The following is a 26,081-nucleotide window of genomic DNA, read 5'->3' as shown; positions in this document are numbered from 1 at the left end:
CAGGTCATCCTGATTACTTTTATGCCTGTTTTTTCACTTACTTATTGATGTTATCGGGCATCTGTTTACTTTTTACATGTTCTTCGATTTGCTCTCTCATATCTTCATTGTTGAGGGCGAAATCAATGATGGCCTTTACATATTCTACCTTGTCACCGGTATCGTATCTTTTACCCCTGAACCTGTAAGCATATATCATCTGTTCTTCATTCAAAAGACGTATGGCATCTGTGAGTTGTATTTCGTTGCCAACTCCCTTTGCTGTCTCTTTTATGCAGTCAAGTATCTCGGGTGTGAATACATATCTTCCGATAGCGCCGATATTGGATGGAGCTTCTTCAGGCTTTGGTTTTTCTACGATGTCATCAAGAGTATATAGCGAGTCATCAAGTGCTTTGCCTTTAATAATGCCATAACTGCTGATTTTTTCTTGAGGAACCTCTTCTACAGCCAATGTGGAACGTCCGTATTTAAGGAAGTTGTCAATCAGTTGCTTGGTGCATGGCTCCTTGTTAACGATAATATCATCACCAAGCAGTACGGCGAAAGGTTCGTCATTGATGTGTTTTTTCGCTGTGTAGATTGCGTCACCAAGTCCTCTTGGTTCCTTCTGTCGTATGTAGTGGATGTCAACCATGGAAGAGATATCCTGCACAATCTTCAACATGCTCTCTTTATTCTTTTCCCGTAGATGGTGCTCCAGTTCAGGTGAATCATCAAAGTAGTCCTCTATGGATCTTTTGCTTCTACCGGTAATGAATACTATATCATCTATCCCTGATGCTATGGCTTCCTCTACTACATAGTGAATTACCGGTTTATCTATTATCGGAAGCATTTCCTTTGGCATTGACTTTGTCGCCGGAAGGAATCTTGTTCCAAGCCCTGCAACGGGTATTACAGCTTTTTTGACTTCCAAATTCTAACTCCTGATTTTGCAGTTCAGATGGTTATATAATAATTGCACTAATATTTATATGGTTTCTCAATCAATTTTACTCGGTATTTTACGGATCATCACTTATCTATCCTTCAGAACATCCTCATTTTCATGCAAAGATTTTAAATACTTAATATACGTTTAAGAGCCCAACGTTAGATCAAGTGAAGAATATCTAACCAAATTAAACTTACAGTGCGAAAAAGTCGGATTTAACATGAAGTATAGGGCCTCTTCAAGAATGCCCGCCGTGCATAATATAGTGCACAAGAATGCAGAGATGTTTAAATCTTTTCGAGATGACGCCGGAGTTTGCCCTTAGAAGGGTATGCCAAGGTCCATCAGTAGATAATGGAAACGGCATGTCGCTACGCTGAATGCGTGTACGATGGTACACGTGGAGTTCACATAGCGTTATTACCGTCTGAATCAGGTTGATTCTGGTTGACTTGATGGCTTTTTTGCATTTTGGCCATACGCCCAGTGTGGTTCTATTAAGAAGAAAATGTATAATCAGGAGAATAAGAATGGCAAAAGGACATAGACCAAGACGAGGATCACTCGCTTTCAGTCCGCGCAAAAGAGCAAAAAGCCACATCCCAAGATTCAACTCATGGCCAGAGTCAGCAGGAGAACCTAAACTCCAGGACTTTGCCGGGTACAAGGTGGGCATGACTCACGTGCTATTGGTTGATGATGTGAAGAACAGCCTGACAGAAGGCATGGAGATCTCTGTACCTGTCACAGTTGTGGAGACACCTGCTATTCATGTCGCTGCTATCCGCGCTTATAATAATACTGTTGACGGTGAGAAAGCTGTTGCAGAGGCTTGGAGCTCCGAACTCGATGAAAGTCTTGGAAAGACCATCAAGTTACCAAAGGAATCCAATACAGATGCGGCTCTGGAAAAAATTGGCAGCCTGATAGAAGAAGGCAATGTTTCTGATATCAAGGTTATAACCTACACTTTACCAAAGAACCTTACCGGTGTTCCTAAGAAGAACGCAGATATCATGGAAACCGCTATCAATGGCTCAAGTGCGCAGGACAAGTTCGATTATGCGAAGTCAGTACTGGGAACTGAGATTAAGATCAGTGATGTCTTCAGCAATGGCGAGTTCGTGGACGTGGCAGCTATTACCACAGGTAAAGGTACACAGGGACCTGTCAAAAGATGGGGCATCAACCTTGCAAAGAACAAGCATTCCCGTCAGGGAAGTCTCAGGCAGGTAGGAACTCTTGGTCCTTTCCATCCGGCACGTGTTAGCTGGAGAGTACCACAGATGGGTCAGATGGGTTACCACCAGAGAACAGAATACAACAAGCGTATCCTTAAAGTGTCCACCGATGGTCAGGAGATCAATCCTGAAGGTGGTTTCCTGAATTACGGACTTGTTAGGGGAGATTATATCCTGCTCAAAGGGAGCATCCCCGGACCCTCCAAGAGGCTTGTAAGGCTCAGAGATCCGATGAGGTCTAAGGCAACTGCAATGGGTGAACCACAGCTCCTTCATGTGAGCACACAGTCCAAACAGGGGTGAAGTGAATGGCCACAGTAAATATTATAGATTTATCCGGTAACAGCAAAGGCGATGTACAGTTGCCTGCAGTATTCGATGAGGCATACAGGCCTGATCTTATCAAGAGAGCTGTTCTTGCAGCACAGGCAAACAGGCTGCAGCCCTACGGTACCAAGCTGTATGCAGGTATGGAGACTTCCGCTCATTCATGGGGTTCAGGCAGAGGTGTCGCGCAGATCCCAAGGATAGTAAATGGCAGTCGTGCAGCAAGAGTTCCTCAGGCTGTCGGTGGTAGAAGGGCACATCCTCCTAAGACCGAAACAGACAGGACTGAGAAAGTAAACAAAAAAGAAAGGCGTATGGCAATCCGTTCAGCAATAGCATCAACAGCTAATGCAGATGTTGTCAGAGGACGTGGTCACCAGTTCGATGCCCAGCTTCCACTGATTGCTGAAGATGCACTTGAAGGTCTTGAAAAGACAAAAGATGTTGTCAGTTTCCTGCAGGCTGCAGGTGTATATGATGATGTCCTTCGTGCAAAGGAAGGCAAGAACATCAGGGCAGGAAGAGGAAAGCTTCGTGGCAGGAGATACAAACACAAGAAGAGTATCTTGATCGTAGCGGCAAATGATACTCCACTTTTCAGGTCAGCAAGGAATCTTGCAGGCGTGGATGTAGTATCAGTTGATTCCCTGAATGCAGAGGTCCTTGCACCCGGAACTCATGCCGGCAGGTTGACCATATGGACAGAATCCGCATTATCCAACCTGGAGGGAATGTTCGAATGAACGTTGTCAAATATCCATTCATTACTGAAAAAGCAATGATGCTTCTGGAAGATAACAAACTCCAGTTTATTGTTGATTCCCGCGCAAACAAGAATCAGATCAAAGCCGAGGTCATGAAGATGTATGGCTTCCCCGTTGCTTCGGTATGTACTATGAGCACAATGAAAGGCATGAAGAAAGCCATAGTGACCTTTGAAGGCACAGAAGCTGCCCACGAGATCGCTACAAGGATAGGTCTGATGTGAGGTGAAATAATATGGCAAAAAGACTCATATCACAGAACAGGGGTCGCGGTTCTCCTACTTACAGGGCACCTTCACACAGGTTTAAGGCCTCAATGAAACATCCTCGTGTAGACGAGAATGATACCGTATACGGTACTGTGCTTGAGGTTACACACGATCCGGCCCGTTCCGCACCTGTGGTGAAAGTTTCCTTTGATAATGGTGAGGAGCGCCTGATCCTTGCACCCGAAGGTATTGCAGTGGGTGAAAAGATCGCATGCGGAATTTCCGCTGAAGTAAAACCAGGAAACATCCTGCCATTGGCAGAAATCCCTGAAGGTGTTCCTGTCTGTAACATAGAAGGCAAGCCCAACGATGGCGGACAGTTCGCACGTGCTTCCGGGACATACGCAACAGTGGTATCTCACGAGCGTGGAAAGACTATCATACAGATGCCTTCTGGTGAGATGAAATGGCTGAATCCAAGATGCCGCGCAACTATTGGTATAGTCGCAGGTGGCGGCAGAATTGACAGGCCTTTCCTCAAGGCAGGTAAGAAGTATCACAAGATGAAGACAAGAGCTGCAAAATATCCCCGCGTAAGCGGAGTCGCCATGAACGTAATCGACCACCCCTTCGGTGGAGGTAACAGGCAGCACCCCGGAAGACCAACAACGGTCAGCAGAAATGCACCTCCGGGACGTAAGGTGGGCCAGATTGCAGCACGCAGGACCGGAAAGCGTTAAACCGGAGGCTTAAAGCATGGCAAGAAAATCATCATCCAAATTACCAAAACGAAAAGGTGAATATACATTCCGTGGCAAAACGGTTGAACAACTTAAGTCCTTGAGTATTGAGGAGTTCGCTGAGCTTTTGCCTTCCCGTGAACGCCGTACTATCAAGAAAGGATTCACAGAAGGCAGAAAGCAGGTCCTTCAGAACCTTAAGGACGGCAAGGATAACGTACGTACCCATTACAGGGACCTTATCATATTCCCTGATATGGTGGGTAAACACATCGAAGTATACAACGGTAAAACATTTGTGGCAGTAGAGATACAGCCGGAAATGATCGGACACAGGTTCGGAGAATTCGCACCAACTCGCTCAAGAGTCAGTCACGGAAGTGCAGGTGTCGGAGCGACCCGTTCAAGCAAGTTCGTTCCACTGAAGTAAGGTGATCTGTATGGCAAGAATTGGATACTCAATAGAATTTGACCCGAAGACCTCTGCCAAAGCAATGGGTGCAGAGCTTCACATATCACCTAAGAAATCCCGCGAGGTTGGAAGCGCAATCAAAGGAATGCGTACCGAAGTTGCCCAAAGGTACCTCGAAGATGTTATCGAAATGAAACAGGCAGTTCCCTTCAAGAGACACCACGACGGTGCAGGACACAGAAAAGGTCCTATGGCAACAGGCAGATACCCTGTTAAAGTTGCAGAGGCCTACCTTAAGATCTTGGAGAACGCAAAGAGCAATGCTGAGTATAAAGGGCTTGAACCTTCGCAGATGTATATAGTACATGTTGCTTCAAAGCGTGGACGTGTCATACACGGAATGAGGCCAAGGGCTCGCGGACGCGGAAGTCCCAAGAATACGGAAACTGTAAACATCGAGATTATTTTGAACGAGGTGCGCTAATGGCAATAGAGAAGAAGTTTGTCCAAGAAGGCTACGTGAAAGCCTCAATGGATGAATATTTCGCAAAACAACTCAGCAGGGCAGGTTACGGTGGCATGGAGATCAACCGTACTCCAATGGGTACACAGATAACAATATACGCCGAAAAGCCCGGAATGGTTATCGGTAAGGCTGGTAAGGTCATTCGTAAACTTACCAGGGATATTGACAGGATGTACAACATCGACAATCCTCAGATCGATGCACAGGAGGTCAGAAAGCCTGAACTCAATGCTCAGATGATGGCTTCACGTCTTGCTTCCTCTATAGAGAGAGGCTGGTACTTCAGAAAAGCAGGCCACAATACCATGAGAGCTATCATGAACTCTGGAGCACTGGGTTGTGAAATTGTCATCTCCGGAAAACTGACCGGTGCAAGGTCAAGGGTCGAAAAACTCGTAAATGGCTATATCAAACACGCAGGAAAACCTGTAGACGATATTGTTGATGAGGGTTTTGCGACTGCTGTAAGGAAGCTCGGAACCCTTGGCTGCAAAGTAAGAATTATTCCTCCTGGCGCAGTACTACCCGACTCTTTCCATTTGAAAGAAATTGTTGAGGAACCTGTTGCAGAAGTTGCTGCTGAAGAAGAAGGTAGTGACATCAAGAAGCTTGTTGAAACGGAAGCTGAAGGTGAGGTTGCCGACGAAGAGGAAGTTGTTGTTGAAGAAACAGTTACAGAAGAAGTTACTGAATCAGTATCAACAGAAGAACCTTCTGAGGGGATATCCGAAGAGGCTGCTGTGGAAACATCCGAAGAAGCTCCTGAGGAACCTGCACCAATGGAAGATCTTGCAGACGAGCAACGCAGGCTTTTAGATGGTGTATGGCAACACAAACATGAAGGTTACGATTACTGGCATCCTATCGCACGTGTTCATAAGGAGGAGAAGTAATGGCAGTTCTTCGGTTGAACGAGATAAGGGACATGTCCCCTGACGAAAGGATGGACGAACTTGACAAGATGAGAGACGAACTCATTCGTGAACGTGCTCTTTCATCTGCAGGAGGAGCTCCTGATAATCCCGGAAGAATCGGGGAACTGAGGAGAACCATTGCCAGGATCAAGACCATCCAGAGAGAAATGAAGGAGATCTGAAGTGGAAATCACTCCTTCAAAACTAATATTCCACGAATTAATTGGATTAGTAGTTGAAGTTGTAGAAGCTACTAACCCAACACTGAGCAATATACGCGGCAAAGTGGTTGACGAAACAAAGAACATGATAATTGTTCAAACAGAGGCAGGTCTTGAAAAAATGGTTCCAAAAATGGGCACGACCTTTGTGTTTCGGATACCCGCCCAAATTTCGGGCAAGCATGCTGAGAGGCATGTAAAAATAGAAGGGAACCTTCTGCTCTCACAACCCGAGAACAGAACGAAGAACATTAGGAAAATACGCATGAGGTAATAATCATGGCAAAAGATATTGGATTGGATGTCCCGACTCCGGAAAAGGAGTGTAATGACATTAATTGTCCATTCCATGGAGAACTGCCCGTTCGCGGACAGGTCCTTGTAGGGACCGTTGTAAGCGATGATATGGACAGGACCGTGGTCATCCAGCGCAAGCATGAGATGCTTATCAAGAAATATCAGAGATATGAGAAAAGGCAATCTAAGATCCATGCACACAATCCTTCCTGCATAGATGCAAAGGTAGGAGATGTTGTGACGATCGCAGAATGCAGACCGTTGAGCAAGACTAAATCATATGTGGTGATCAAGGCGGAGGCTCAGGCATGAGGGGTATCAGGTCAAGTATCCCCCGTGCTTTGAATGCCGGAGCACAGATCGACTGCGTGGACAATACAGGTGCCCGTGTGGTTGAAATCGTATCTGTCAAGGGATACCGTGGTGTCAAGAACAGGCACCCAAAGGCTGGTATCGGTGACATGTGCGTTGTGTCTGTGAAAAAAGGTACTCCTGAGATGCGCAAGCAGATCCTTCTGGCTGTTGTAGTCCGCCAAAAGCAGGAATTCCGTCGTCCTGATGGCCTGAGAGTCTCATTTGAAGACAATGCAGTTGTTATTGTTGACAAAGATGGTGTCCCAAAAGGAACCGACTTCAAGGGTCCTGTGGCAAGAGAAGCAGCTGAAAGGTACCCAAAAATTGGTACGACGGCATCTATAGTTGCATGAGGTGTGAACAATGGTATCAAATCAGCCAAGAAAGCAGAGGAAAGCAAGATACAACGCTCCTCTTCATGTAAGGCAGAAGTACATGGGTGCTTCCCTTTCAAAGGAACTACGTGAGAAGTACGGTTGCAGATCTGCAAACGTAATAGTAGGCGATACTGTAAAGGTAATGCGTGGAGACCACGCAGGTAGTACAGGTAAAGTAGAGGCTATTTCCCTGAAACATGGAACGATTGTTGTTGAAGGGGTCAGCGTGTCCAAGGCAGACGGAACAGAAGTTGCAAGACCTGTGTATCCTTCAAACGTGATGATCACATCCCTTGAGATGAAGGATGACCGCAGAGAAGCAGTTATCAGCAGGAAGTAGGTGATTCTGTGGGTAAACATCAAAAGAGAATATCTGTACCAAACAGCTGGCAGATATCAAAGAAATCTAATAAGTGGATCACTGCTACAAGGCCTGGTCCACATCATAAAGAACAGAGTATCCCTTTGGCTATAGTACTAAGGGATATGCTGGGTGTAGTTGACAATCGTGCAGAGGCAAAGCGCGTACTCTCAGAGGGCAAGATACTCGTCGACGGTGTAGTCAGGAAAGACCTGAGATTCCCTATAGGGTTACTGGACGTAGTATCCATCCCGGATGAGAATGTATCTTATCGTGTCTTGTTGGATCGTAAGGGAAGGCTTGAACTCCACAAGCTCGAAGACTCCGATGTAGACAAGCTTTGCAGGATCAACGGCAAGACGGTTATCAAGGGTGGAGCCATACAGCTCAACCTCAGTGACGGTTCAAACGTCCTCGGATCCAACGATTACAATACAAAGGATTCAATTATCCTTTCACTACCTGATAAGAAAGTAGTTAAACACATCAAGTACGAAGTCGGCAATCTCGCAATGATCGTCGGTGGTAAACACACCGGTGAGATCGGTACTATTAAAGAGATCAACACTGTCCGCAGTTCAAGGAATAACACGGTTTCAATATCCGGTGACTATGACTTTGAGACAATTGAGGATTATGTGGTAGTTATCGGCGAGAACGAGCCTGAGATCAAACTCGGTGGTGAGGTAGTTGAGTAACGTAATGAGGACGCCTGTTGTCGAAAAGGTTGTAGTCCATATGGGTGTTGGAGAAAGTGGTCAGCATCTTGTGGATGCTGAAGGTATACTTGGAGAGGTTACAGGACAGAAGGTCATCAGAACTTACTCCAAGAGAACCCTCCCTGCTTTCAGCATTAAGAAAAATGAACCTATCGGATGTAAGGTGACTCTCAGAGGCGAAAGTGCTGAAAAATTCCTTACTATTGCACTCGGGATCATCGAGAACAGACTTCGTGCTTCACAGTTTGACATAAATGGCAATGTGGCTTTTGGTATAGAAGAACACACCGACTTCCCCGGAATGAGATACGACCCTAACATCGGTATCTTTGGAATGGATGTCAATGTAGTTGTTAACCGCCCGGGCTACAGGATCAGTAAAAGAAGGATTGTAAAAACCAAAATCCCTACGTCACACAGGATAACAAAGGATGACACAATTGCCTTCTTCAAAGACAAATATTCAGTGGAGGTTATCTAATGGTTCAGACCACAAAGAACTTCGGCCGGGGCGCACACGAATGCAAAAGATGCGGCAGGAAACAGGGACTTGTCAGGAAATATGATATTTACCTTTGCAGGCACTGCTTCCGTGAGATTGCCCACGATATGGGATTCGAGAAATATACGTGAGGTGAGATAAATGGTATTATTAGATCCGCTTGCTGATGCTTTATCCACTATTAAGAACGCTGAGGCTATAGGTAAGAGTTCCTGTACGATCCAGCCTGCTTCAAAGCTCATCGGAACTGTACTGAAGGTCATGCAGTCCCGCGGATATGTCGGCGAGTTTGAATTTATAGAAGATGGTAAGGCAGGTATTTATAAAGTAGAACTTGTTGGTAGGATCAACAAATGTGGTGCTATCAAGCCACGTTATTCAGTAGGTGCTGCAGATTTCGAAAGATGGGAAAAGCAGTATCTTCCCGCAAAGAACTTCGGTACACTTATATTGACCACATCGATTGGTGTAATATCACAGTACGAGGCTCGTGAGAATAACGTTGGTGGACAGTTACTTGCTTATGTGTACTGATGGAGATGGGATATCATGGCAAAAGAGATCAAAAAAGAGATCCCTATTCCCGATGACGTCACTGTTACGTTTGCAGGGAAGGTTCTTTCAGTATCCGGACCCAAAGGCAAGGATGAAAGAGAATTCTGGTATCCAGGTATCAATATTGAGGTCATGGACTCTGAGATTGTTATCGATACTTCGATAAGCAAAAAGACCCAGAAAGCGATGGTAGGTACCTTTGCTTCGCATATCTCCAACATGCTGAAGGGTGTAACAGAAGGTTTTGAATACCGTATGAAAGTTGTTTACTCTCACTTCCCTATGCAGGTGAAGGTAGAAGGAAAGAGGCTTTCAATAGGTAACTTCCTTGGTGAGAAGAAAGCAAGGTCTGCAAATATCCTTGGTGAGACAACTGTCAAGGCAAGTGCTGATGAAGTAATTGTCTCAGGCATCAACAAGGAAGATGTTGGCCAGACTGCCGCCAATATTGAACAGGCAACAAAGATCAAAAGGTTTGATCCGCGTATATTCCAGGATGGAATTTACATAGTGGAGAAGATAGTGTAGGTGATTTGAATGGAAGGAAAAATCAAACGCCTCTTTAAGGCAAGAAAAGTCCAGAAGGGTAAAAAACCCGTATTCAAAAGGACGGACTCCCACAAGTACAAGCGCTTGGATTCAAACTGGAGACGCCCAAGGGGTCTTCGGGGAAAACAGCGCAGGCATTACAAGGCAAAGGGTGCCCTTGCACAGGTAGGCTACGGTAGCCCTAAAGTCGTTAAGGGTTTCCACCCATCGGGATATTCCGAGGTACTTGTTAATACTGTCAACGACCTTGACAATGTTGATGCTTCATCCGAGGCAATCAGGATCGCTTCAAAGGTCGGTTCAAGGAAGAAATCAATTATTCAGGCAAAGGCTTCTGAGCTTGGTATCAAAATCCTGAATCCTCTGAGGAGTGAGTGAGATGACCGATCTGACTAATCAGAAAAGGATAGCTTCCGAAGTACTTGGTTGCGGTGTTCACAGGGTATGGCTTAACCCTGAAGCTGCAGGTGATATTGCAGTTGCTATCACAAGGGCTGACATACGTGAGCAGGTTGAACTCGGTAACATCAAGGCAGAACCTGTAAAGGGTGTAAGCCGTGGTCGTGCAAGAGCAAGGGATGCCAAGCGTAAGTACGGACACCGTAAAGGACACGGTAAGAGAAAAGGTAAGCAGGGTGCACGTAATCCAAGCAAAGAACAGTGGATGAAAAAGATCCGTGCTCTTAGAAAGAGACTCAAAGAGCTACGTGCAGACGGTTCACTGGACAAATCCACCTATTGTAAGGTATACCGCAAGGCAAAAGGTGGCGAATACCGTAGTGTTGCTCACTTGGAAGCACACCTGGAGTCCGAGAAGCTCATTAAACGTGGTGAGGAATAATAATGGATCATTTGTATCATAATTCAATCAGGGGGATCTGATCATGGCGACAGGACCCCGATATAAAGTCGCCTTCAGAAGGCGAAGAGAAGGTCGCACAGACTACCACTTAAGGCTAAGGCTTCTTCTTTCAAAGGAAGATCGTGTAGTTGTGCGCAAGAGCTCAAGACATATGCAGATCCAGCTCGTTGCTCCAAAGCCTGAAGGGGATGTTACCCTTTCATCTGCTGTTTCGACTGAACTCAAGAAGTACGGATATGACGCATCCACAGGTAATACAACGGCTGCGTATCTTGCCGGCCTTCTGTTTGGTTACAGGGCACAGAGCAAGGGATTCGAATACGGTGTTCTTGACCTGGGACTCCAGGCAGCATCTCCCGGATCACGTGTATATGCAACCCTGAAAGGCATTGTAGATTCCGGATTTGAGATTCCTCACAATCCGTCAATATTGCCTTCAGACGAGCGCATAAGAGGAGAACATGTAGCAGAGTATGTGGAAGGATCAAATCTGCCTGAACTGTTCGATGCAGTTAAGGAAAAAATCTCTGCTGACTTCAATTAGGTGATTATATGGCATATGAATATGAAGAAGAATGGGTTCCGCAGACAAGGCTCGGAAAACTCGTTCATGAAGGGCAGATTACTTCCATGAATGAGGCAATCGATTCCGGTCTTCCGGTAAGGGAATCCAAAATAATCGATATTCTGTTACCTGATCTCGAAGACGAGGTGCTCGATATAAACATGGTCCAGAGGATGACTGACTCCGGACGTCGTGTTAAGTTCAGAGCAACTGTCATCGTAGGAAATGGTGATGGTTTTGTAGGTCTTGGACAGGCAAAGGATGTTCAGGTTGGTCCTGCTATCAGAAAAGCAATCGACAATGCCAAGATCAATATCATAAAGGTCAGGCGTGGTTGCGGTTCATGGGAATGTGCATGTGGCCGCGCACACACAGTACCATCTGAGGTAAGAGGAAAGGCAGGCAGTGTTATTGTAGAACTCAAGCCTGCTCCACGTGGACTTGGTCTTGCTGCAGGTGACACTGCAAGAAAAGTACTTGAGAAAGCAGGTATCAAGGATGTGTGGACCCGAACTGAAGGTACGACCAGAACTACCCTGAACTTCGCAAAGGCAACTTTTAATGCACTTCACAATACCGGTACTGTAAGGCAACCTATCCAGCTTGAGGAGGAGGCTTGAAAATGTACGCTCTGATAAGAGTACGTGGTAACGTGAATGTCAGGGGATCTATTGAAGATACCCTGAAAATGCTCCGTTTGCACAGGGTAAATCATTGCGTCCTTCTCAGTGACAACCCTCACAACAAGGGAATGATCCAGAAGGTCAAGGACTATGTTGCTTACGGCACCATTGATATGGAAACACTTGCAGGGATGCTTAAGAACCGTGGTATGTTGCAGGGTGGCGAAAAACTCACAGATGAATATGTTTCTGAGAATACGGATTTCTCTTCAATTGAGGCATTCGCACAGGCAGTAATCGATGGCAATGCATCACTCAAAGATGTTCCAGCTCTGAAGCCGGTATTCAGACTTCATCCTCCAAGAAAAGGCCATTCAGGCATAAAAAGGACTGCACAGCAGGGTGGTATACTCGGTAACAACGGTGAGGATATCAATCTCTTGTTGAAGAAAATGAGGTGATCTGGATGAAAAAATGTAACACCAAGAAATTCAGAGGTTCACGCACCTGCGGTGGAGGTACCAGTAAGAACAGACGTGGTGCCGGAAACCGTGGTGGAAGAGGTAAAAGTGGTGAAAATAAGCACCATGCAACTCTTGCACAAAAAATGGGATACCAGCGTGGTCACCAGAAGGGATTCAGCCGTCCGCTGAAGATCATCCGTGATACTTCCATTGTTAATGTGGGAGAGCTGGATGAACTTGCAGATCAGCTTGTTGAGGATGGTTTTGCGGAACTCAAGGATGAAGTATACTATATAGATCTCAACGGTCTTGATATTGAGAAAGTCCTTGGTACTGGCAGAGTTTCAAAGAAACTGGCGGTCACAGCCTGTGACTTCTCAGCTACCGCAAGAAGCAAAATTGAAGATGCAGGTGGATCCTGCACTGAACCTGAAGAGTAATGCCTTTTGGCATTACATATTTATTCTTATATTTTGTTATTTTACCTAAAATAGATAGAGTATATTTATTAATGGTTAAGGCTATTTAGGGTTGTTTTACCCCAAAAAGTATGGATTTCCCACAAGGGTGGAATTAATGAGTCTTAAGGAAAGTTTAAAACCAATTTTTAACAGATTGCCTGCGGTTTCAAGCCCAGAAGGGCATGTGCACTTTAAAAACAAGCTGACATGGACGCTTGGTATACTTGTGCTCTATTTTGCGCTGGCTAATGTGCCGTTGTTTGGATTGTCCCCGGATTCGATCGATCTGTTCGAGTCCTATCGAGCATTCTTTGCGGGAGCGTCGGGTTCTTTGATGCTTCTTGGTATAGGTCCTATAGTCACTGCTTCCATCGTACTGCAATTGCTTGTCGGTGCTGATGTTATCAAGCTCGATATGTCCAATCCGGAAGACCAGGCATTTTTCCAGGGTGCTCAGAAGGCGCTAGTTTTTGTTATGATAGTCCTTGAGGCTCTACCACAGATAGCCGGTGGCTACATACAGCCGGATGCAGCACTTGCGGCTACATTAGGTGTTAGTGCAAGCCTTATTACAGCCATTATATTCATTCAGATCTGTATCGGAGGTGTCTTGGTTCTCTTCATGGATGAAGTGGTTTCCAAATGGGGCATCGGTTCCGGTGTGGGTTTATTCATTGTTGCAGGTGTGTCCCAGCAGATCGTAACGGGTCTGTTTAATTGGGCGACGGATTCCTCAGGCTTGCCCGCAGGTTTCTTCCCTAAATGGATATATCTTTTACAGAGTCAGGATATCGGCTACTTGTTAACTGACGGTATCGGGTTTACATTGATTAATGGAGGCATACTCGCTCTTTTCACTACGATTATTATCTTCCTTCTCGTAGTATATGTGGAGAGTACTCGTATTGAGATACCTCTGGCCCACAGTGCTGTAAGGGGTGCAAGGGGCAAATTCCCTGTAAAGCTGATCTACGCTTCAGTCCTTCCGATGATTCTTGTCAGGGCACTTCAGGCCAACATACAATTAATCGGAATCGTACTGAGCAGCAGAGGAATTACAATCTTCGGGGAATATGTAGGTTCAACTCCTGTTAATGGTATTATGTATTATCTTTCTCCTATTCAAAGCCCGTATGACTGGGTACCCTCGCTTGTAACAGCGACCTTCTCTTCATATGGAGTCGCTGCTCCTGCAACCTGGCAGATTGCCCTTCATGTGCTGGTTGATGCCGTGTTTTTGATAGTAGGTGGTATCATATTCGCTCTCTTCTGGATCGAGACTACTGGAATGGGTGCAAAGCCTACTGCAAAGAAGATATTTAATTCCGGGATGCAAATTCCCGGTTTCAGGAGAAATATAGGAAGCATCGAGAAGGTGATGCTAAGATATATCCCGAAGGTAACGGTTATCGGTGGTGCTTTCATTGGTTTCCTGACACTGGTTGCCAGTATGCTCGGTACGCTTGGAGGTGCAGGAGGTACCGGTCTTCTGCTTGCTGTCAGTATAGTATACCGCCTCTATGAGGATATAGCATCCGAGCAGATGATGGAGATGCATCCGATGGTGAGGTCTTTCTTCGGGCAGGAATAATTCATAATTTAGGTGTTGATAATAATGAATGTTGTATTGTTTGGTCCTCCGGGTGCAGGAAAAGGCACCCAGGCCAAGGAATTGTCACAGAAATATGACATTCCTCATATTTCTACAGGTGACATTCTCAGGGCAAATGTCCGTGAAGGTACCGAACTTGGTCTCAAAGCAAAAGAGTATATGGACAAGGGTGAACTTGTTCCTGATCAGGTTCTTATAGGTCTCATAAAGGACAGGCTGGAAGAGCCTGACTGTGCGAACGGTTATCTTCTGGACGGTTATCCAAGAACTATTCCTCAGGCGGATGCGCTGGATGATATTCTGAAAGAAATATCCAAGCCACTGGATGTGGTTGTTAATATCGATGTATCAGACGAGGAACTTATTGGAAGGCTCAGTGGTCGCCGGATGTGCAAATGTGGTGAAAGTTACCACATTATGTTCAACTCTCCAAAAGAGGAGGGTGTCTGTAATGCATGTGGTGGGCAACTCTACCAGCGTGATGATGACAGGGAAGATGTTATCAGGCAGAGGCTTGTAGTCTACAGTGAGAAGACAAAACCACTCATTGATTACTATGAGGAGAAAGAACTCCTTGTTAATATTGCCGGAAACGGTACTGTCAATGAAGTGTTTGAAGCGATATCCGAAATAATGGATCGCTATAAGTAAAAAATTTATCAATATAGGTGATGCTTTGGCAACTGCCGAATTTAAAAAGAAACTGGAGCAGGCACTGCTTGCTCTGGGTATTTCATTGATGCTGGGTATTGTTATCCTGGGCGAGGATTTCAGGAATTCCCTCGGACAATCCGTTGGTTTTCTTATGGATCCTCTTGTGAATCTTCTGGGAGCAAGTAATTTTCATATTGTCCTTTTCATAATGGCATCGATAACTGCACTTTATGCATCACTGATTCAGAAATACACCATGGACTGGGAACTGATGCGCTCTACCCAGGAAAAGATGCGTGTGTTCCAGAAGCAGTTCAGGGAAGCCCAGCTTTCAAATAACACTTCACTTATGAAGAAGATGGAATCTGAGCGTACCGCGATGATGTCCGAACAGATGGAGATGTCGAAGCAGCAGTTCAAACCCATGGCATATATCAGTATAATATCGCTCCCCTTGTTCATGTGGGCGTATTATTTTATTACATTGCCAGAGCACGGAGGTGCTTCATTCGTATTTCCGTTCTGGGGTGAACAGCTTTTGACAGATACCATCATCGGTCCTTTCCAATACTGGATATTCTGGTATTTCATCGCTTCTCTTGCGGTAAGTCAGTTGATCAGAAAAGCATTGGATGTCGGTGGAATTTAATTGCTGCTGACTATCAGTGGTCTTCCGGGCAGTGGTACTACCACTGTTTCCCGTATCCTTTCGGAGAAGCATGGGCTCGAGATGATATCAGCAGGAGAGGTATTTCGTTCACTTGCAAATGAATACGGAATGACTCTTGCTGAGTTTGGTGAACTGGCGGAATCCGACGATTCAATTGACCTCAAAATAGATGAGCGCCAGAAAGAAATTGCCAATACAAGAGACAACGTGATCCTTGAAGGACGGCTTGCGGGCCATATGGCGAACAAGGCACTCAAGATCTGGATAAAGGCTCCCGTGGAAGTCAGGGTCAGCCGTATTGTGGGACGTGAATCCGGTTCCTTTGAAGGAAAACTTGAGGAAACAAAGGAGCGTGAGGCTTCCGAAGCTATTCGTTACAGCAGTATTTATGATATTGACATAAGAGATTTGTCTATTTATGATCTTGTGATTGATTCTGAAAAATGGGATCAGTATGGAATCGCAGATATTATTTCCTGTGCAATAGGCATTTTTTCTGATGACACTTAATTGTAACAGGTTCCTATGAAATCTTCTGATATCTTACCCTCCGAATATCCGCGAAAACTTATTCAAAAGGCGGATGTTACAAGCAATCCTGATTATGGTTGTCCCCCTGCAGACCGCCCCATGAGAAAATATATCGAGATGGGAGTTGTGAACCTTGACAAGCCACGAGGTCCTACCAGTCATGAGGTTACTGCCTGGGTCAAGGATATCCTTGAGTTAAGTAAGGCCGGACATTCAGGCTCCCTGGACCCTGGTGTGACCGGTGTCCAGCCTATCATGCTCGGAAAGGCTACAAAGGTTGTTTCTGCCCTGCGTCTTTCGGGCAAGGAGTATATCTGCCTGATGCGTATGCATGAGCCTGTCCCGGAGAAGAAGGTGCGTCGCATCTGTAAGCAATTCACCGGGCCAATTTTCCAGATGCCACCTGTGATTTCTGCTGTTAAGCGTGAGGTACGTGTTCGGATGATTTACTACCTCGAGGTGATAGAGGTAAAAGACAGGTCTGTGCTGATGAGGGTCGGATGCGAAGCAGGAACATATCTTCGTAAACTCTGTCATGATATCGGTAATGCACTTGGTTGTGGAGCTCACATGCAGCAATTGCGCAGAACAAAAACGGGTCCTTTCGGGGAAGATTCCCTCGTAACCCTGCACCAATTGAAAGATGCCTATGTTTTCTGGAAAGAAGACGAAGATGAATCCTACTTGCGTAAATATATAAGGCCTATGGAAGAGGGTCTCAGTCATCTTCCGAAGATTATTGTCCGTGACAGTGCTGTTGACGCAGTATGTCAGGGTGCGGCATTTGCAGTTCCGGGTATAGTAAGCCTTGACAGCGATATAAAAAAGGATGATGTTATCTGCCTTTTTTCTTTGAAGGGTGAAGCTGTTGCTTTGTGCAAATCCTTGATGAATACGGAAGATATGCTGAATTCCGAGCATGGGATTGCAGCAGTGACCGAAAGAGTAATAATGGATGCTGGCACTTATCCGCAAGGCTGGCACAGCAAGCCAGAATAATCACGCGTGCCGAGGTAGTCTAGCGGTAGGGCGCAAGCCTGGAAAGCTTGTGGGGCATCCGCCCCTCGGGAGTTCGAATCCCCCCCTCGGCGCTTCTAATTTTGTTCAAAACTCATTTTTTTATGTTTCTTGCAATTTTAGTGCACTGGTGAGCGGAAGCAGATAGTATGGTTCACATCTGTTTAAAAAATAGAGAATGCCAAGAGGTGGGGCATTCTCAGAAAATGATTCGTTTTTCAATTTTTCCGTTTGCTGAGGATCTTTTAGGAATAGGCTTCCTCAGTCTCTTGGCCAGCTAAATCTCCTGGGTTGTCGGTTAGCAAAGACTTGGGTTAAGTCTTGTACCAAGTGGAATTTTGTGGGGATTTTTTGGCACCTTCATTGCCATAGCAAGGAGAGGTGCAATTGCACTACTATGTATATACAAATCTCTATAAATATTTTGCGCACAGTTGCACTACTATTGCCTTACTTCAAAAGCTTTGCAGATGTTGGGTCAATTAATATGTGGTCTTTGATCTCTTTTTTGATTTGTCAGTTCGTTGGGATTGATCATACTCTCTGTAATTGTAAATATCAGATTGCAATATTTGATGGGATGAAAGTGCCTGTGCACTAGGGAAAAAGTATTGAAAAAAGGATGATTGGCAGATAATAAGAAAAAATGCTCGTTGAGGACACAACTCTGTATTCTGTCAGAGCGCGAGGAATTTTATGTAAAATACGCATTCAAAATGATGCGTAAGCAACGGTTAAATGAAACCAATCAATGTCTGGTCTAGATAGTTATTACTTCTGGTTGCTAAAAAAAGTTTATTCCTAAAATGAATGGCTATCGCTATCTAATCTAATACATAGATAACTAAAAAGAAAAAAGAGATTAAGCAGTGACTGCTTTTTTAGTTTTCTCAGCTTTCTCTTCTTCAGGAACTTCAACAGTTTCAGCTTCTTCTCTCGTAAGAGCTGCAATCAGACAGCCTCTTGCGATGGAGTAGATAGGATCTTTTGAGTCCGAATTGGTGTACTTGGTCTTCTTTACTTTGGAGATATTTATCGGCAGGTTTGCTTCGGATATTCTCTTCTCGAAAACCTCGAGGAAACCTTTGGAACGGCTGCTGCCTCCTGCGATTGCAATTGGGAATTCGGCATCTGGTGGTGCTACTTCTAGGAGTTTCTTCTTCAGGTTTGCAATGATATAGGTAATCAGAGCATCATAGTAAAGGGCAAGTGCACCCTGGACACTTCCAATTTCATATTCAGAGTCCAGTGAAAAGTCACTCTCCTTTATTGCTGTGATTCTTTCTGTTGCTACGCCAGTGGCACCCGCTACCTGTTCATCGATCCAGTCTCCGCCTCTTGCAATACTGAAAGAGACTATTGGGGTTGCAAGGTAGGCAACAGTAATATTTGTCATGCCTGCTCCAACACTGATTCCGATACCTGTAAAGTTAAAGTCTCCGAGCTCCGAGAAAACAACTGCCAGGCCTTCGTCGATCAGGCTTGTTTCATATCCGAGCCTTCTTGCCAGGGCTTCAACAGTTTTGCTATGGTATAAAACATTGATCTTGCTGTCAACAGGACTTGCAGGAACAGAAATATAAGCAATTTCTCCATCAGTCTCAGGTTCTCCCAGGACTCTTTCAATAATTAATTTAATCATCGGGATGGATTCTTTCTCATCTGGACTGATAATTCCCTGTTTCATTGGTCTCCTGATTGGTTTATTGAATACGTTTGAGAACTTAAAGGCATCCTCACCAAGTACATTCATATTAATTCCTTTTTGAGTGTACAGTATCTTGGCGCTATCAAGCATGTTCTGTGCCAGGTCTCCTGCCTCCATTTCCAAAAAAGCATTTCTTTGCTGTGCAAATGAGATTGAGTCTCCCTTCCCTTTCTCTGCACATATTATGTTCATAGTTCCAACATCAAGTCCTTTTGCCATGTTTTATCTCCTGATAGAGTTCAATTTGGTTTTAAGTTTATTAGATAAACTTTTATTCTGTAGATCTGCATTTTGTTTCATTGTATTTTTCAGCATTTTTGTTGTTAGATCGATGCCATAGTCATTCACATTGACCTTTCCATTGATTGTGTTTTGTAGACATTCAACTTCCCTGGTGCTATCTTTTACTCTAATTTTGCTTTGCTTTGATTCTTTCAAAGTTTTTCCCGGAATAAAATCTAATTTCTCTTCTTTGATGTCCAGATTGAATTTTGAAAAACTTGTACTATCTGAAAAAGATTTATTCAAGGAATCTTCAACTTCTTTTTCAATGTCTTCTATAGAATACTGTTTTGCTTTTGTTTCGATCAATTGCATTGAACGTTCTTCAATGAGTTTCAAAACTGCATTTCCAAAAGCATTTCCTGAAAGCAGGCAGATTCCCGAAGCATATGCAAAAGATACATAGCTGACATTTGGATAAAACCAGCTATTTTCAAAGACTACCGCAAAGAGACCTACACCAAAAACTGAAGACAGGAATCCGAATATCATAACCCAATTACTATAAAATCCATAAGGTCTGCGTTGGCTTATCATTAGGTTAATTCCCAGTAATATGAAAGAAAGCCCAACGCCCAGAAGGCCATAGGTTGTTATTATTTCAGAAGCATCAGATGTCCTCCTGAGATGAACCATTATAGCAAATCCAATTGCACTTATGGATACTATGAGACCAGAAAGAAACATCATCGATCCAAAATAGTATCTGAATTTTGATTCCATCAGCATATATGTATATTATTATTAATATATAGTTTTTACTTATTCATATATTTTTTATTTCAAAATATAAATATATGTGTATATATTTATATGCTTGTATATTTATCTCAGATTTTAGATTCTATCAACAGCATAGGGCAAATTTAAGATAGCTGTCTTTTGTTTCAATGATCTGGTTCCCAACTCTAAATCTAAAACAAAACTATATACGCCCTTCTCACATTTTTCCATATGGGGGTAGCTTTGTGAATCCGAAAATTGATGCTACAAGTTTTGGCTCGATCACAATTGATGGAAAAGTATATGAGAAAGACGTTTTTATCCGGCTGAGTGGAAAAGTTAAAAAAAGAAAAAAGAAACTCTCCAAGGTAATGTATGGCACATCCCATATCATTTCTCTTGACGAAGCCAAATATGTTTATGAGAAGGGTGCTGAAAAATTGATAATAGGCTCAGGACAGAACGGGATGGTAAAATTATCTGATGAGGCTCGGGATTTCTTCAAAAGCAAAGATTGCAGGGTAAAATTGTTTCCAACTCCCGAAGCTATCGGGAAATGGAACTCTGCAGAGGGAAAATTCATAGGTCTCTTTCACGTTACATGTTGAACCAAATTAGATTGGTATATGTAAAAAAATAAAAAGGTAAAATTAATTTTTAGAAACCCGTTGTTTCATATTATACTGAAAAAGAGCCTGAAAACTCTGCTTTTGAAGGTAGAGAGCTTTCAAGCATTTCTCTCCACGCTTCATCTGTAAGTCTCTCTGACATTGGCTGCTCAAACTCATAATGCGTCATTACAGGACCTGCGCCTATGATAATCCTGCCATCAGGTAACTTATAGGCCACAACTATCATATCCACATATCCGACACCTTCTTCCAACACATTGCCGGAATTGATGTCAGTATGTACATCTGCCACTATTGTGGTTTTCTGGTTTTCTTTTTCAACACCGCCTATCACATCTTCAAGCTCTTCCCCGAAAGATTCAATGAAATCATAGTCTTCGTCCGAAAGCTCCTCATTTTGAAGTTCCTTCTCGGATATCTCAACCAGTTTTTCAAGTACTTGTTCCAGGTTTTCCAGGCGATTTGTGGAATAGGTTTCAATTACGTCCATTTCTCCAAGGCCGTTGTTTGTCATGCGGGTGAGGGCAAGTAGTCTGTTGTAGAATTCCGGCACAGGCTCGACATAGCCTACAACCTCTTTTTCCTCAGGTTTAAATATGCTTGCTCTGAATGCATAGCTCTGCTTGGCATAAAGGATTGTATCATGCCTTAGCTCTGTCCATGATGCCATACTTGCCGTAAGTTGCTTGTCCTGCCATGCTTCGGTCTGCATGAAAGTGGGGTAACCTGTTCCATAGTCTTTCATTAAAGGCTGTAGTGCATAGAGCCATGACCAGTACAGGTTCCTTGTCCAGTCCGAATCATTAAAGTCATTGAACTCGGTCTCAAGTATCTCATATTGTTCCGTATATCCGGGTTTTGAAGTGTCTCCCTGAACTTCAAGATATTCATAAGCTTTTTCCGATCCAAGAAGTGCCATAACATCCAGGCTTTTGGGCATGAACCTGTCATCTACGGCGGGATATACAAGATTCTGGAACATATACGAGTCCGGTATGAATCTCTGGCCCATAAACCTGAATCCTTTTGTGTCCTCAAGTGCTATATCAAGTTCTTCAGGGTCAGCTACATTAATTTCTATGGCCCCCGTACCTCCGTATATTTCGGGACTCCTGTATGTCGCAAGTTCTGCCTTTAATGCCTCAATATCAAGTTCTTCTATGTTCCTGCTTCCTCCCATTACGGAATTAAGGGTTTTTATATACTCATATGGTCCCAGATCATCTGAAAATCCTACATAGAAAGCGGTTACAGAGTAAATCCTTTCCCAGCTTTCCATAAGTTGAACGTCTTTTTCAAGGTGGGAAGCTATAAGGCTGGCACTCAGGGTCTGTATCCTGGCATCATGTTCAGGATCGGCAGATTCTATCAGATCACCCTTGAGTAACATGCTCATACGGCCGTGCCACATAAAAGCTTTGAAATAGTTTTTTAGTTTTTCAGAATAGGTGTAGTGTCCTCGTGGAACATACTGGGAATAATCTTCTTTGTAGCTGAATATGGGTGAGAGGGCGAATCCCTCATGGGATTCTATGAGTGCGAGTTCTGCTTCAACGTCGTTTTTTACGATTTCAGGGACTTCGAATGTGTATATCTCAGCTTCTTCGGGTGTAAACTTACTTTCTTCTGAAAGAAAGGCTTGTTCATCATCAATTGCAACCTGTCCTTCATCCGGTTCAAGCAGGCTCAGTGCAACTGCAAAATAAGCCATGTTTCTTCTGGCTGCTTCTTTTGTGTCTCCTGTGGATGTTTCATAATCCTTTATGGACTTTTGGAGAAGTTTATAGTCTAATTCCCAGATGGTATTGTAGAATTCCTTTTCTTCTATACGTTTCAAAGTTTCATCAAATTGAATGTGATATAAGTGCAGCAGGGAGTCAGAAGTTATGAATACGGGAATTTCTTTGTCTTCAAGTGTTCCGTACATGTCAGTGATAATCTCTTCTCTGGGGTAGAAGGGATTTTCCATAACTACAAAACCATTCTTCTGCAGCTTTTCAATCGCATCCTCGTCAAGTGGTATGCTTGAAACGAACTCCTCGTAATTCACTATGTCTCGTGTGTCAAGTGGCAACTCGTATTGTGCTGCTTGGAGCTCAACGTCAAGTGGTTCAAGGTGATAGTGTTGTCCGAAGGACATTTCCTCACCTTCAAGTTTGGCGATCGTTACTTCTTTGCTTGACAGCATTACTACATTGTCTGCTGTCTCATTTGAATTGTCAGAAGTACTGGCATCATCGATACACCCTCCGGTGAACAAAATGGATAAAAGTATTGCCAGTGCGATTAATTTGCTTGATTTTGTCTGCATAGTTTTTTCCGTTTGCCTTGTCTTTGAATATAACTCTGAGTAAAATTAATTATCAGTTTATTTAATAATTATCAAAGGTTCAAAATAACTTGAAGTTATAATGTATGAGAAGCATCAACTAAAAACGAAGGAGAAAAAGTCTTCATTCCTGCATTGACTTTGCGATCCTTATTATTTCTTCTTTTTCAAGATTTGCATCGATAATCATAAGTGTATTATTTGTTTTCCATTGCAGTTTCCTGAAATGTCCGGTATCTGCCACAAATTTTGCATCTACACCATTAATGGAAATGTTTTCTCTTTTAGAAGGTATGGGGATTAACCCATTGTCTTCTTCATAGAATGTCTCAGATACAAATATCTCATTTTCCCCATTTGAATAGATCAGAGTAAGCGCTCCCTTATCGGGAACCCCAGAAGATTCATCGTTAAAAAATGTGTGTTCCAGCTCATAGCCTTCAGGCATGTATGAAGGTATCAGAAAGTCAAATTCCGATTCTTCCAGTGTGCTTTTCAGTATTGCATACGCATCGCCGATTTTCCTTACTTCAGCACCATTTGGTATCTCAAACTCGAATTCTTCATCCCGGATACCTGTATTGGTTTTGAAGTTCTGGTATTCTACGGTGGAGCGATATTCTCCCTCTTTTGCTCTAGTCATGGTACTTTCATACTTTAACGGTATCCATGTTTCTTCATCAACCCATGCCTTCATGTCATAAGCAAAGTAATTTTCTTCATCTCTTTTTTCTTTCGATTTGACTGTTATTACATAGGTATTCCTATCATTAAATTCTTCAACTCCGACTATTGCAACATCGCTTTCTTCCAGAATGTCTTTGAACATATTTGCGTAATCAAACTCGCTTGTTTCTAAGACTTTGAAGTTATCCCATACTTCTACGATATTGGTACTAGGATTATATTCCCACTTATTCTTCCCATTGCAAACAGATATTGATCCTGCAAACTCATCTGGTTGTTTTATGGTGATTTTTGTTTTTTCCGGATTCTTCTGAATTATTTCATATTCCATTTTTTGAACTTGACCTTCAAATGAAGTCGTCACGTGAATTGTTGCCGAGTAATCCTTGATATTTGCTTGCTTTTCCTGCATTTTTTCGGCAATTCGTTCGGCTGAAAGTTCTTCATCAGTGCATCCCGAACTGAACAGAGCTATGCCTATCAATAATAATACAAAAAATAAACCGGTTTTCATATATTTGATCCTGTATTTTTGTGTTTGAATTTTTCACTTAATTCAATTTCAAGACTTTCTTTGCATTTTTAGAAATGGTTGCAAATAATAATTATAAAGTCACATCAATTTTTAAACTTGTGGCCAAACTATCCAACTATCATCAAGAATTCATCGTTAAAGTTGTTCCAACCCCCGAAGCTATCGGGAACTGGAACTCTGCAGAGGGAAAGGTCATAGGTCTCTTTCACGTTACGTGTTGAGCTTATTCTCTACAAATTCGCTCAAGTTTTAGACCAAATGTATCATTTCTTAGAAATGATTTTTCTTATCAAGAGAAGTTAAGACATTAAACTTTAGCTTAGAAAGGTCTGGGGTTTTAATTAGCTTTTATAAGGGTTTAAATGCAGGATTTTTGGAGGTGAGTCTTATTGCTTGTATTTAATATATTTTCATCTTCATTAAATCTTCTTTTCATAAATTATCATAATCGGAAGGTTCAATAGCCTTTATCTAACTTGCATAAAATTGTGCATAAACAATTTGATATAATCCGAAGCAAGTTGGGTCCGCAACCACCATGAAAGTTAATACAATCCAACTCCTTGCAAGCTCCTCACACACAATGTCAATTATCTTCATCCCCATATTTGCCAAATCTCTTGGTGCTTCATTTTTTGAAGTGGGGATAATAACTGCTGCTTTTGCTGCTGCATCTTTCCTGTCTTCTTTCATATTCGGGAAGGCAGCGGATATCAATCGACTGCGTCCGATAGTTCTGGCTGGATTAATAATGTCAGCCCTGACTTTCTTCCTTCAGGTTTTTGCGTATGATGCTATCTCACTTGCTCTCATCAGGGCTATGGCCGGCTTCAGTATGAGTATATACCCTGCTGCACTCACTGTCTACATCTATTACCAGAAAGGAAGTATTGGTAAGTTCAGCTCCTTTGGTTCCCTGGGATGGATGATAGGTTTCCTGATGGCTGCCTTCATTGAGAATGTCCAGTATTTGTTCACTCTCTCTTCCCTCTTCTATTGCATCGCCTTTATCACTGCCTTGGGCCTGAAAGATGTACAAAAACCATCTGTCAATGTGAGTTACTTCTCAGTGGACACTTTCTCAAAGAACAGTCCTACCTATCTCTCTGTTTTTATCAGGCATGCCGGGGCAGGTGCAGTTTGGACGATACTGCCTCTCTATCTTACATATCTGGGTGCATCCAGTTTCTGGATAGGGATTATTTATGCTATTAATCCATTCGTCCAGTTCTTTGTAATGCGCAGGCTGGACAATCTCAGGAACGAATGGCTTGTAAAATGGGGTTTCATCATGTCAGTACTGGCATTTGTAGTCTATTTCCTGGCACCTGGCTTCATATTCCTGATTCCGGGGATGCTTTTCATTGCCTTTGGCTGGTCATTCCTGTTTGTGGGTGCAAACCAGCTACTGGTTGAGCGCAATGCAGAAAAAGCTACAGCTGCGGGGATCCTAAATTCAGTAATCGCTGCTGCTACTATTGTAGGTTCAGTTTCCGGAGGATTGATTCTTGAGTATTTCGGATACAAGGAAACGATGATCTTTGCAATTCTCTGTTCACTTGCCGGAATGTTCATATTTATTGCAAATGGTCGTTTTCCCTTCGGGATTGTTGATAAATTGCTTGCCCGTACGCCATTAAAGGATTGACTATATTGCTTGGGAGTCGCTTTTTAAGCACTCCTACTTTTGTCTTACTCTGAAATACAAATAATCCGGCATC

At 43.4% G+C, this 26,081-nt stretch carries 36 protein-coding genes and 1 tRNA gene; 32 read left to right on the top strand and 5 right to left on the bottom strand.

Going from position 1 to position 26,081, the window contains the following annotated elements; genetic code table 11:
- Positions 1-37 precede the first annotated feature (37 nt).
- On the bottom strand, positions 38-919 hold the full coding sequence (galU, locus tag V7O62_RS06165; protein WP_406658128.1) for a UTP--glucose-1-phosphate uridylyltransferase GalU: 882 nt from the start codon (positions 917-919) through the stop codon (positions 38-40).
- A 548-nt stretch (positions 920-1,467) separates the two neighbouring features.
- On the opposite strand from galU, the gene rpl3p reads away from it, so the two are divergent.
- The 29 genes from rpl3p (at position 1,468) to V7O62_RS06020 (ending at position 17,538) form a co-directional block, all read left to right on the top strand.
- On the top strand, positions 1,468-2,481 hold the full coding sequence (gene rpl3p / locus V7O62_RS06160) for a 50S ribosomal protein L3 (protein WP_406658127.1): 1,014 nt from the start codon (positions 1,468-1,470) through the stop codon (positions 2,479-2,481).
- A gap of 5 nt (positions 2,482-2,486) precedes the next feature.
- Positions 2,487-3,248, top strand: a complete 762-nt coding sequence (gene rpl4p, locus V7O62_RS06155) for a 50S ribosomal protein L4 (RefSeq protein ID WP_406658126.1) — start codon at positions 2,487-2,489, stop codon at positions 3,246-3,248.
- Positions 3,245-3,493 carry a 50S ribosomal protein L23 gene (locus V7O62_RS06150; protein WP_406658125.1) on the top strand — a complete coding sequence of 83 codons (249 nt, stop codon included), beginning with the start codon at positions 3,245-3,247 and terminating at the stop codon, positions 3,491-3,493. The genes rpl4p and V7O62_RS06150 overlap by 4 nt, the downstream gene beginning before the upstream one ends.
- A gap of 11 nt (positions 3,494-3,504) precedes the next feature.
- Positions 3,505-4,218 carry a 50S ribosomal protein L2 gene (locus tag V7O62_RS06145; RefSeq protein ID WP_406658124.1) on the top strand — a complete coding sequence of 238 codons (714 nt, stop codon included), beginning with the start codon at positions 3,505-3,507 and terminating at the stop codon, positions 4,216-4,218.
- A gap of 16 nt (positions 4,219-4,234) precedes the next feature.
- The gene (locus tag V7O62_RS06140) at positions 4,235-4,648 is read left to right on the top strand and encodes a 30S ribosomal protein S19 (RefSeq protein ID WP_406658123.1); all 414 of its coding nucleotides are present in this window, start codon (positions 4,235-4,237) and stop codon (positions 4,646-4,648) included.
- 10 nt (positions 4,649-4,658) lie between these two features.
- Complete coding sequence (locus tag V7O62_RS06135) at positions 4,659-5,114, top strand: 50S ribosomal protein L22 (RefSeq protein WP_406658122.1); 456 nt, start codon at positions 4,659-4,661, stop codon at positions 5,112-5,114.
- Positions 5,114-6,049 carry a 30S ribosomal protein S3 gene (locus V7O62_RS06130; RefSeq protein ID WP_406658121.1) on the top strand — a complete coding sequence of 312 codons (936 nt, stop codon included), beginning with the start codon at positions 5,114-5,116 and terminating at the stop codon, positions 6,047-6,049. Before V7O62_RS06135 ends, V7O62_RS06130 begins: the two co-directional genes overlap by 1 nt.
- Complete coding sequence (gene rpmC / locus V7O62_RS06125) at positions 6,049-6,252, top strand: 50S ribosomal protein L29 (RefSeq protein WP_406658120.1); 204 nt, start codon at positions 6,049-6,051, stop codon at positions 6,250-6,252. The genes V7O62_RS06130 and rpmC overlap by 1 nt, the downstream gene beginning before the upstream one ends.
- A 1-nt stretch (position 6,253) precedes the next feature.
- Entirely contained in the window at positions 6,254-6,565 is a 312-nt protein-coding gene (gene rnp1, locus V7O62_RS06120) for a ribonuclease P protein component 1 (RefSeq protein ID WP_406658119.1), read from the top strand.
- Positions 6,566-6,570: 5 nt separating this feature from the next.
- Positions 6,571-6,900, top strand: coding sequence for a 30S ribosomal protein S17 (locus tag V7O62_RS06115; protein ID WP_406658118.1), 330 nt, complete (start codon positions 6,571-6,573; stop codon positions 6,898-6,900).
- A complete protein-coding gene (locus V7O62_RS06110) occupies positions 6,897-7,295 on the top strand; it encodes a 50S ribosomal protein L14 (RefSeq protein ID WP_406658117.1) in 399 nt (132 codons plus the stop codon). Before V7O62_RS06115 ends, V7O62_RS06110 begins: the two co-directional genes overlap by 4 nt.
- 10 nt (positions 7,296-7,305) lie before the next feature.
- The gene (rplX, locus tag V7O62_RS06105; protein WP_406658116.1) at positions 7,306-7,659 is read left to right on the top strand and encodes a 50S ribosomal protein L24; all 354 of its coding nucleotides are present in this window, start codon (positions 7,306-7,308) and stop codon (positions 7,657-7,659) included.
- An 8-nt stretch (positions 7,660-7,667) separates the two neighbouring features.
- Positions 7,668-8,378 carry a 30S ribosomal protein S4e gene (locus tag V7O62_RS06100; RefSeq protein WP_406658115.1) on the top strand — a complete coding sequence of 237 codons (711 nt, stop codon included), beginning with the start codon at positions 7,668-7,670 and terminating at the stop codon, positions 8,376-8,378.
- 4 nt (positions 8,379-8,382) lie between these two features.
- Positions 8,383-8,880: a 50S ribosomal protein L5 gene (locus V7O62_RS06095; protein WP_406658259.1), complete on the top strand. Its 498-nt coding sequence runs from the start codon at positions 8,383-8,385 to the stop codon at positions 8,878-8,880.
- A complete protein-coding gene (locus V7O62_RS06090) occupies positions 8,880-9,032 on the top strand; it encodes a 30S ribosomal protein S14 (RefSeq protein ID WP_135390009.1) in 153 nt (50 codons plus the stop codon). Before V7O62_RS06095 ends, V7O62_RS06090 begins: the two co-directional genes overlap by 1 nt.
- 10 nt (positions 9,033-9,042) lie before the next feature.
- Positions 9,043-9,435 (top strand): 30S ribosomal protein S8, encoded by a 393-nt coding sequence (locus V7O62_RS06085; protein ID WP_406658114.1) that lies wholly within the window; start codon positions 9,043-9,045, stop codon positions 9,433-9,435.
- Positions 9,436-9,450: 15 nt separating this feature from the next.
- On the top strand, positions 9,451-9,984 hold the full coding sequence (locus V7O62_RS06080) for a 50S ribosomal protein L6 (RefSeq protein WP_406658113.1): 534 nt from the start codon (positions 9,451-9,453) through the stop codon (positions 9,982-9,984).
- Positions 9,985-9,993: 9 nt separating this feature from the next.
- The gene (locus V7O62_RS06075; protein ID WP_406658112.1) at positions 9,994-10,383 is read left to right on the top strand and encodes a 50S ribosomal protein L32e; all 390 of its coding nucleotides are present in this window, start codon (positions 9,994-9,996) and stop codon (positions 10,381-10,383) included.
- A gap of 1 nt (position 10,384) precedes the next feature.
- Positions 10,385-10,846, top strand: a complete 462-nt coding sequence (locus V7O62_RS06070; protein ID WP_406658111.1) for a 50S ribosomal protein L19e — start codon at positions 10,385-10,387, stop codon at positions 10,844-10,846.
- A gap of 43 nt (positions 10,847-10,889) precedes the next feature.
- Positions 10,890-11,411: a 50S ribosomal protein L18 gene (locus V7O62_RS06065; RefSeq protein ID WP_406658110.1), complete on the top strand. Its 522-nt coding sequence runs from the start codon at positions 10,890-10,892 to the stop codon at positions 11,409-11,411.
- 8 nt (positions 11,412-11,419) lie between these two features.
- The gene (locus V7O62_RS06060; RefSeq protein WP_406658109.1) at positions 11,420-12,052 is read left to right on the top strand and encodes a 30S ribosomal protein S5; all 633 of its coding nucleotides are present in this window, start codon (positions 11,420-11,422) and stop codon (positions 12,050-12,052) included.
- A gap of 2 nt (positions 12,053-12,054) precedes the next feature.
- Positions 12,055-12,516 (top strand): 50S ribosomal protein L30, encoded by a 462-nt coding sequence (locus V7O62_RS06055; protein ID WP_406658108.1) that lies wholly within the window; start codon positions 12,055-12,057, stop codon positions 12,514-12,516.
- Positions 12,517-12,521: 5 nt separating this feature from the next.
- Positions 12,522-12,959, top strand: a complete 438-nt coding sequence (locus tag V7O62_RS06050; RefSeq protein WP_406658107.1) for an uL15m family ribosomal protein — start codon at positions 12,522-12,524, stop codon at positions 12,957-12,959.
- 136 nt (positions 12,960-13,095) lie between these two features.
- Positions 13,096-14,571: a preprotein translocase subunit SecY gene (secY, locus tag V7O62_RS06045; protein WP_406658106.1), complete on the top strand. Its 1,476-nt coding sequence runs from the start codon at positions 13,096-13,098 to the stop codon at positions 14,569-14,571.
- A gap of 24 nt (positions 14,572-14,595) precedes the next feature.
- Positions 14,596-15,243, top strand: coding sequence for an adenylate kinase (locus tag V7O62_RS06040; protein WP_406658105.1), 648 nt, complete (start codon positions 14,596-14,598; stop codon positions 15,241-15,243).
- Between the two features lie 25 nt (positions 15,244-15,268).
- Complete coding sequence (locus V7O62_RS06035; RefSeq protein WP_406658104.1) at positions 15,269-15,895, top strand: DUF106 domain-containing protein; 627 nt, start codon at positions 15,269-15,271, stop codon at positions 15,893-15,895.
- Positions 15,896-16,426 (top strand): (d)CMP kinase, encoded by a 531-nt coding sequence (gene cmk / locus V7O62_RS06030; RefSeq protein WP_406658103.1) that lies wholly within the window; start codon positions 15,896-15,898, stop codon positions 16,424-16,426.
- A 15-nt stretch (positions 16,427-16,441) separates the two neighbouring features.
- On the top strand, positions 16,442-17,446 hold the full coding sequence (locus V7O62_RS06025; protein WP_406658102.1) for an RNA-guided pseudouridylation complex pseudouridine synthase subunit Cbf5: 1,005 nt from the start codon (positions 16,442-16,444) through the stop codon (positions 17,444-17,446).
- 8 nt (positions 17,447-17,454) lie between these two features.
- Positions 17,455-17,538: transfer RNA gene (locus V7O62_RS06020), tRNA-Ser, on the top strand.
- A 788-nt stretch (positions 17,539-18,326) separates the two neighbouring features.
- On the opposite strand, the gene V7O62_RS06015 is transcribed toward V7O62_RS06020, so the two are convergent.
- The gene (locus V7O62_RS06015) at positions 18,327-19,391 is read right to left on the bottom strand and encodes a hypothetical protein (protein WP_406658101.1); all 1,065 of its coding nucleotides are present in this window, start codon (positions 19,389-19,391) and stop codon (positions 18,327-18,329) included.
- Positions 19,392-19,394: 3 nt separating this feature from the next.
- The gene (locus tag V7O62_RS06010) at positions 19,395-20,177 is read right to left on the bottom strand and encodes a hypothetical protein (RefSeq protein WP_406658100.1); all 783 of its coding nucleotides are present in this window, start codon (positions 20,175-20,177) and stop codon (positions 19,395-19,397) included.
- A 245-nt stretch (positions 20,178-20,422) separates the two neighbouring features.
- Between V7O62_RS06010 and V7O62_RS06005 the strand changes: the two genes are divergently transcribed.
- Positions 20,423-20,785, top strand: coding sequence for an Mth938-like domain-containing protein (locus V7O62_RS06005; RefSeq protein WP_406658099.1), 363 nt, complete (start codon positions 20,423-20,425; stop codon positions 20,783-20,785).
- A 70-nt stretch (positions 20,786-20,855) separates the two neighbouring features.
- Here the strand turns inward: V7O62_RS06005 and V7O62_RS06000 are convergent, their stop codons facing one another.
- Both V7O62_RS06000 and V7O62_RS05995 read right to left on the bottom strand, forming a co-directional pair.
- Positions 20,856-23,120: a DUF3160 domain-containing protein gene (locus V7O62_RS06000; protein ID WP_406658098.1), complete on the bottom strand. Its 2,265-nt coding sequence runs from the start codon at positions 23,118-23,120 to the stop codon at positions 20,856-20,858.
- A gap of 142 nt (positions 23,121-23,262) precedes the next feature.
- Complete coding sequence (locus tag V7O62_RS05995) at positions 23,263-24,339, bottom strand: DUF4367 domain-containing protein (RefSeq protein ID WP_406658097.1); 1,077 nt, start codon at positions 24,337-24,339, stop codon at positions 23,263-23,265.
- Positions 24,340-24,458: 119 nt separating this feature from the next.
- Here V7O62_RS05995 and V7O62_RS05990 point away from each other — a divergent pair, with 119 nt between their 5' ends.
- Together V7O62_RS05990 and V7O62_RS05985 are read left to right on the top strand one after the other, a co-directional pair.
- Complete coding sequence (locus V7O62_RS05990; RefSeq protein WP_406658096.1) at positions 24,459-24,581, top strand: hypothetical protein; 123 nt, start codon at positions 24,459-24,461, stop codon at positions 24,579-24,581.
- Between the two features lie 317 nt (positions 24,582-24,898).
- Positions 24,899-26,008, top strand: a complete 1,110-nt coding sequence (locus V7O62_RS05985; protein WP_406658095.1) for an MFS transporter — start codon at positions 24,899-24,901, stop codon at positions 26,006-26,008.
- Positions 26,009-26,081 lie beyond the last annotated feature (73 nt).

Source organism: Methanolobus sp. ZRKC2 (assembly GCF_045291185.1).
Classification (GTDB): domain Archaea; phylum Halobacteriota; class Methanosarcinia; order Methanosarcinales; family Methanosarcinaceae; genus Methanolobus.
This window is presented reverse-complemented; position numbering and strand designations above follow the sequence as displayed.

What these genes read in the sequence shown, in the direction of transcription:
- rpl4p (WP_406658126.1), top strand. Translation starts at nt 2,487, where the DNA reads ATGGCCACAGTAAATATTATAGATTTATCCGGTAACAGCAAAGGCGAT.
- V7O62_RS06130 (WP_406658121.1), top strand. Translation starts at nt 5,114, where the DNA reads ATGGCAATAGAGAAGAAGTTTGTCCAAGAAGGCTACGTGAAAGCCTCA.
- V7O62_RS06080 (WP_406658113.1), top strand. Translation starts at nt 9,451, where the DNA reads ATGGCAAAAGAGATCAAAAAAGAGATCCCTATTCCCGATGACGTCACT.
- V7O62_RS06135 (WP_406658122.1), top strand. Translation starts at nt 4,659, where the DNA reads ATGGCAAGAATTGGATACTCAATAGAATTTGACCCGAAGACCTCTGCC.
- rpmC (WP_406658120.1), top strand. Translation starts at nt 6,049, where the DNA reads ATGGCAGTTCTTCGGTTGAACGAGATAAGGGACATGTCCCCTGACGAA.
- V7O62_RS05985 (WP_406658095.1), top strand. Translation starts at nt 24,899, where the DNA reads ATGAAAGTTAATACAATCCAACTCCTTGCAAGCTCCTCACACACAATG.
- V7O62_RS06075 (WP_406658112.1), top strand. Translation starts at nt 9,994, where the DNA reads ATGGAAGGAAAAATCAAACGCCTCTTTAAGGCAAGAAAAGTCCAGAAG.
- V7O62_RS06000 (WP_406658098.1), bottom strand. Translation starts at nt 23,120, where the DNA reads ATGCAGACAAAATCAAGCAAATTAATCGCACTGGCAATACTTTTATCC.
- V7O62_RS06090 (WP_135390009.1), top strand. Translation starts at nt 8,880, where the DNA reads ATGGTTCAGACCACAAAGAACTTCGGCCGGGGCGCACACGAATGCAAA.
- V7O62_RS06040 (WP_406658105.1), top strand. Translation starts at nt 14,596, where the DNA reads ATGAATGTTGTATTGTTTGGTCCTCCGGGTGCAGGAAAAGGCACCCAG.
- secY (WP_406658106.1), top strand. Translation starts at nt 13,096, where the DNA reads ATGAGTCTTAAGGAAAGTTTAAAACCAATTTTTAACAGATTGCCTGCG.
- V7O62_RS06115 (WP_406658118.1), top strand. Translation starts at nt 6,571, where the DNA reads ATGGCAAAAGATATTGGATTGGATGTCCCGACTCCGGAAAAGGAGTGT.
- V7O62_RS06015 (WP_406658101.1), bottom strand. Translation starts at nt 19,391, where the DNA reads ATGGCAAAAGGACTTGATGTTGGAACTATGAACATAATATGTGCAGAG.
- V7O62_RS06060 (WP_406658109.1), top strand. Translation starts at nt 11,420, where the DNA reads ATGGCATATGAATATGAAGAAGAATGGGTTCCGCAGACAAGGCTCGGA.
- rplX (WP_406658116.1), top strand. Translation starts at nt 7,306, where the DNA reads ATGGTATCAAATCAGCCAAGAAAGCAGAGGAAAGCAAGATACAACGCT.
- V7O62_RS06065 (WP_406658110.1), top strand. Translation starts at nt 10,890, where the DNA reads ATGGCGACAGGACCCCGATATAAAGTCGCCTTCAGAAGGCGAAGAGAA.
- V7O62_RS06050 (WP_406658107.1), top strand. Translation starts at nt 12,522, where the DNA reads ATGAAAAAATGTAACACCAAGAAATTCAGAGGTTCACGCACCTGCGGT.
- V7O62_RS06140 (WP_406658123.1), top strand. Translation starts at nt 4,235, where the DNA reads ATGGCAAGAAAATCATCATCCAAATTACCAAAACGAAAAGGTGAATAT.
- V7O62_RS06145 (WP_406658124.1), top strand. Translation starts at nt 3,505, where the DNA reads ATGGCAAAAAGACTCATATCACAGAACAGGGGTCGCGGTTCTCCTACT.
- V7O62_RS06070 (WP_406658111.1), top strand. Translation starts at nt 10,385, where the DNA reads ATGACCGATCTGACTAATCAGAAAAGGATAGCTTCCGAAGTACTTGGT.
- V7O62_RS06055 (WP_406658108.1), top strand. Translation starts at nt 12,055, where the DNA reads ATGTACGCTCTGATAAGAGTACGTGGTAACGTGAATGTCAGGGGATCT.
- V7O62_RS06010 (WP_406658100.1), bottom strand. Translation starts at nt 20,177, where the DNA reads ATGGAATCAAAATTCAGATACTATTTTGGATCGATGATGTTTCTTTCT.
- V7O62_RS06110 (WP_406658117.1), top strand. Translation starts at nt 6,897, where the DNA reads ATGAGGGGTATCAGGTCAAGTATCCCCCGTGCTTTGAATGCCGGAGCA.
- V7O62_RS06150 (WP_406658125.1), top strand. Translation starts at nt 3,245, where the DNA reads ATGAACGTTGTCAAATATCCATTCATTACTGAAAAAGCAATGATGCTT.
- rpl3p (WP_406658127.1), top strand. Translation starts at nt 1,468, where the DNA reads ATGGCAAAAGGACATAGACCAAGACGAGGATCACTCGCTTTCAGTCCG.
- V7O62_RS06085 (WP_406658114.1), top strand. Translation starts at nt 9,043, where the DNA reads ATGGTATTATTAGATCCGCTTGCTGATGCTTTATCCACTATTAAGAAC.
- V7O62_RS05995 (WP_406658097.1), bottom strand. Translation starts at nt 24,339, where the DNA reads ATGAAAACCGGTTTATTTTTTGTATTATTATTGATAGGCATAGCTCTG.
- V7O62_RS06025 (WP_406658102.1), top strand. Translation starts at nt 16,442, where the DNA reads ATGAAATCTTCTGATATCTTACCCTCCGAATATCCGCGAAAACTTATT.
- V7O62_RS06095 (WP_406658259.1), top strand. Translation starts at nt 8,383, where the DNA reads ATGAGGACGCCTGTTGTCGAAAAGGTTGTAGTCCATATGGGTGTTGGA.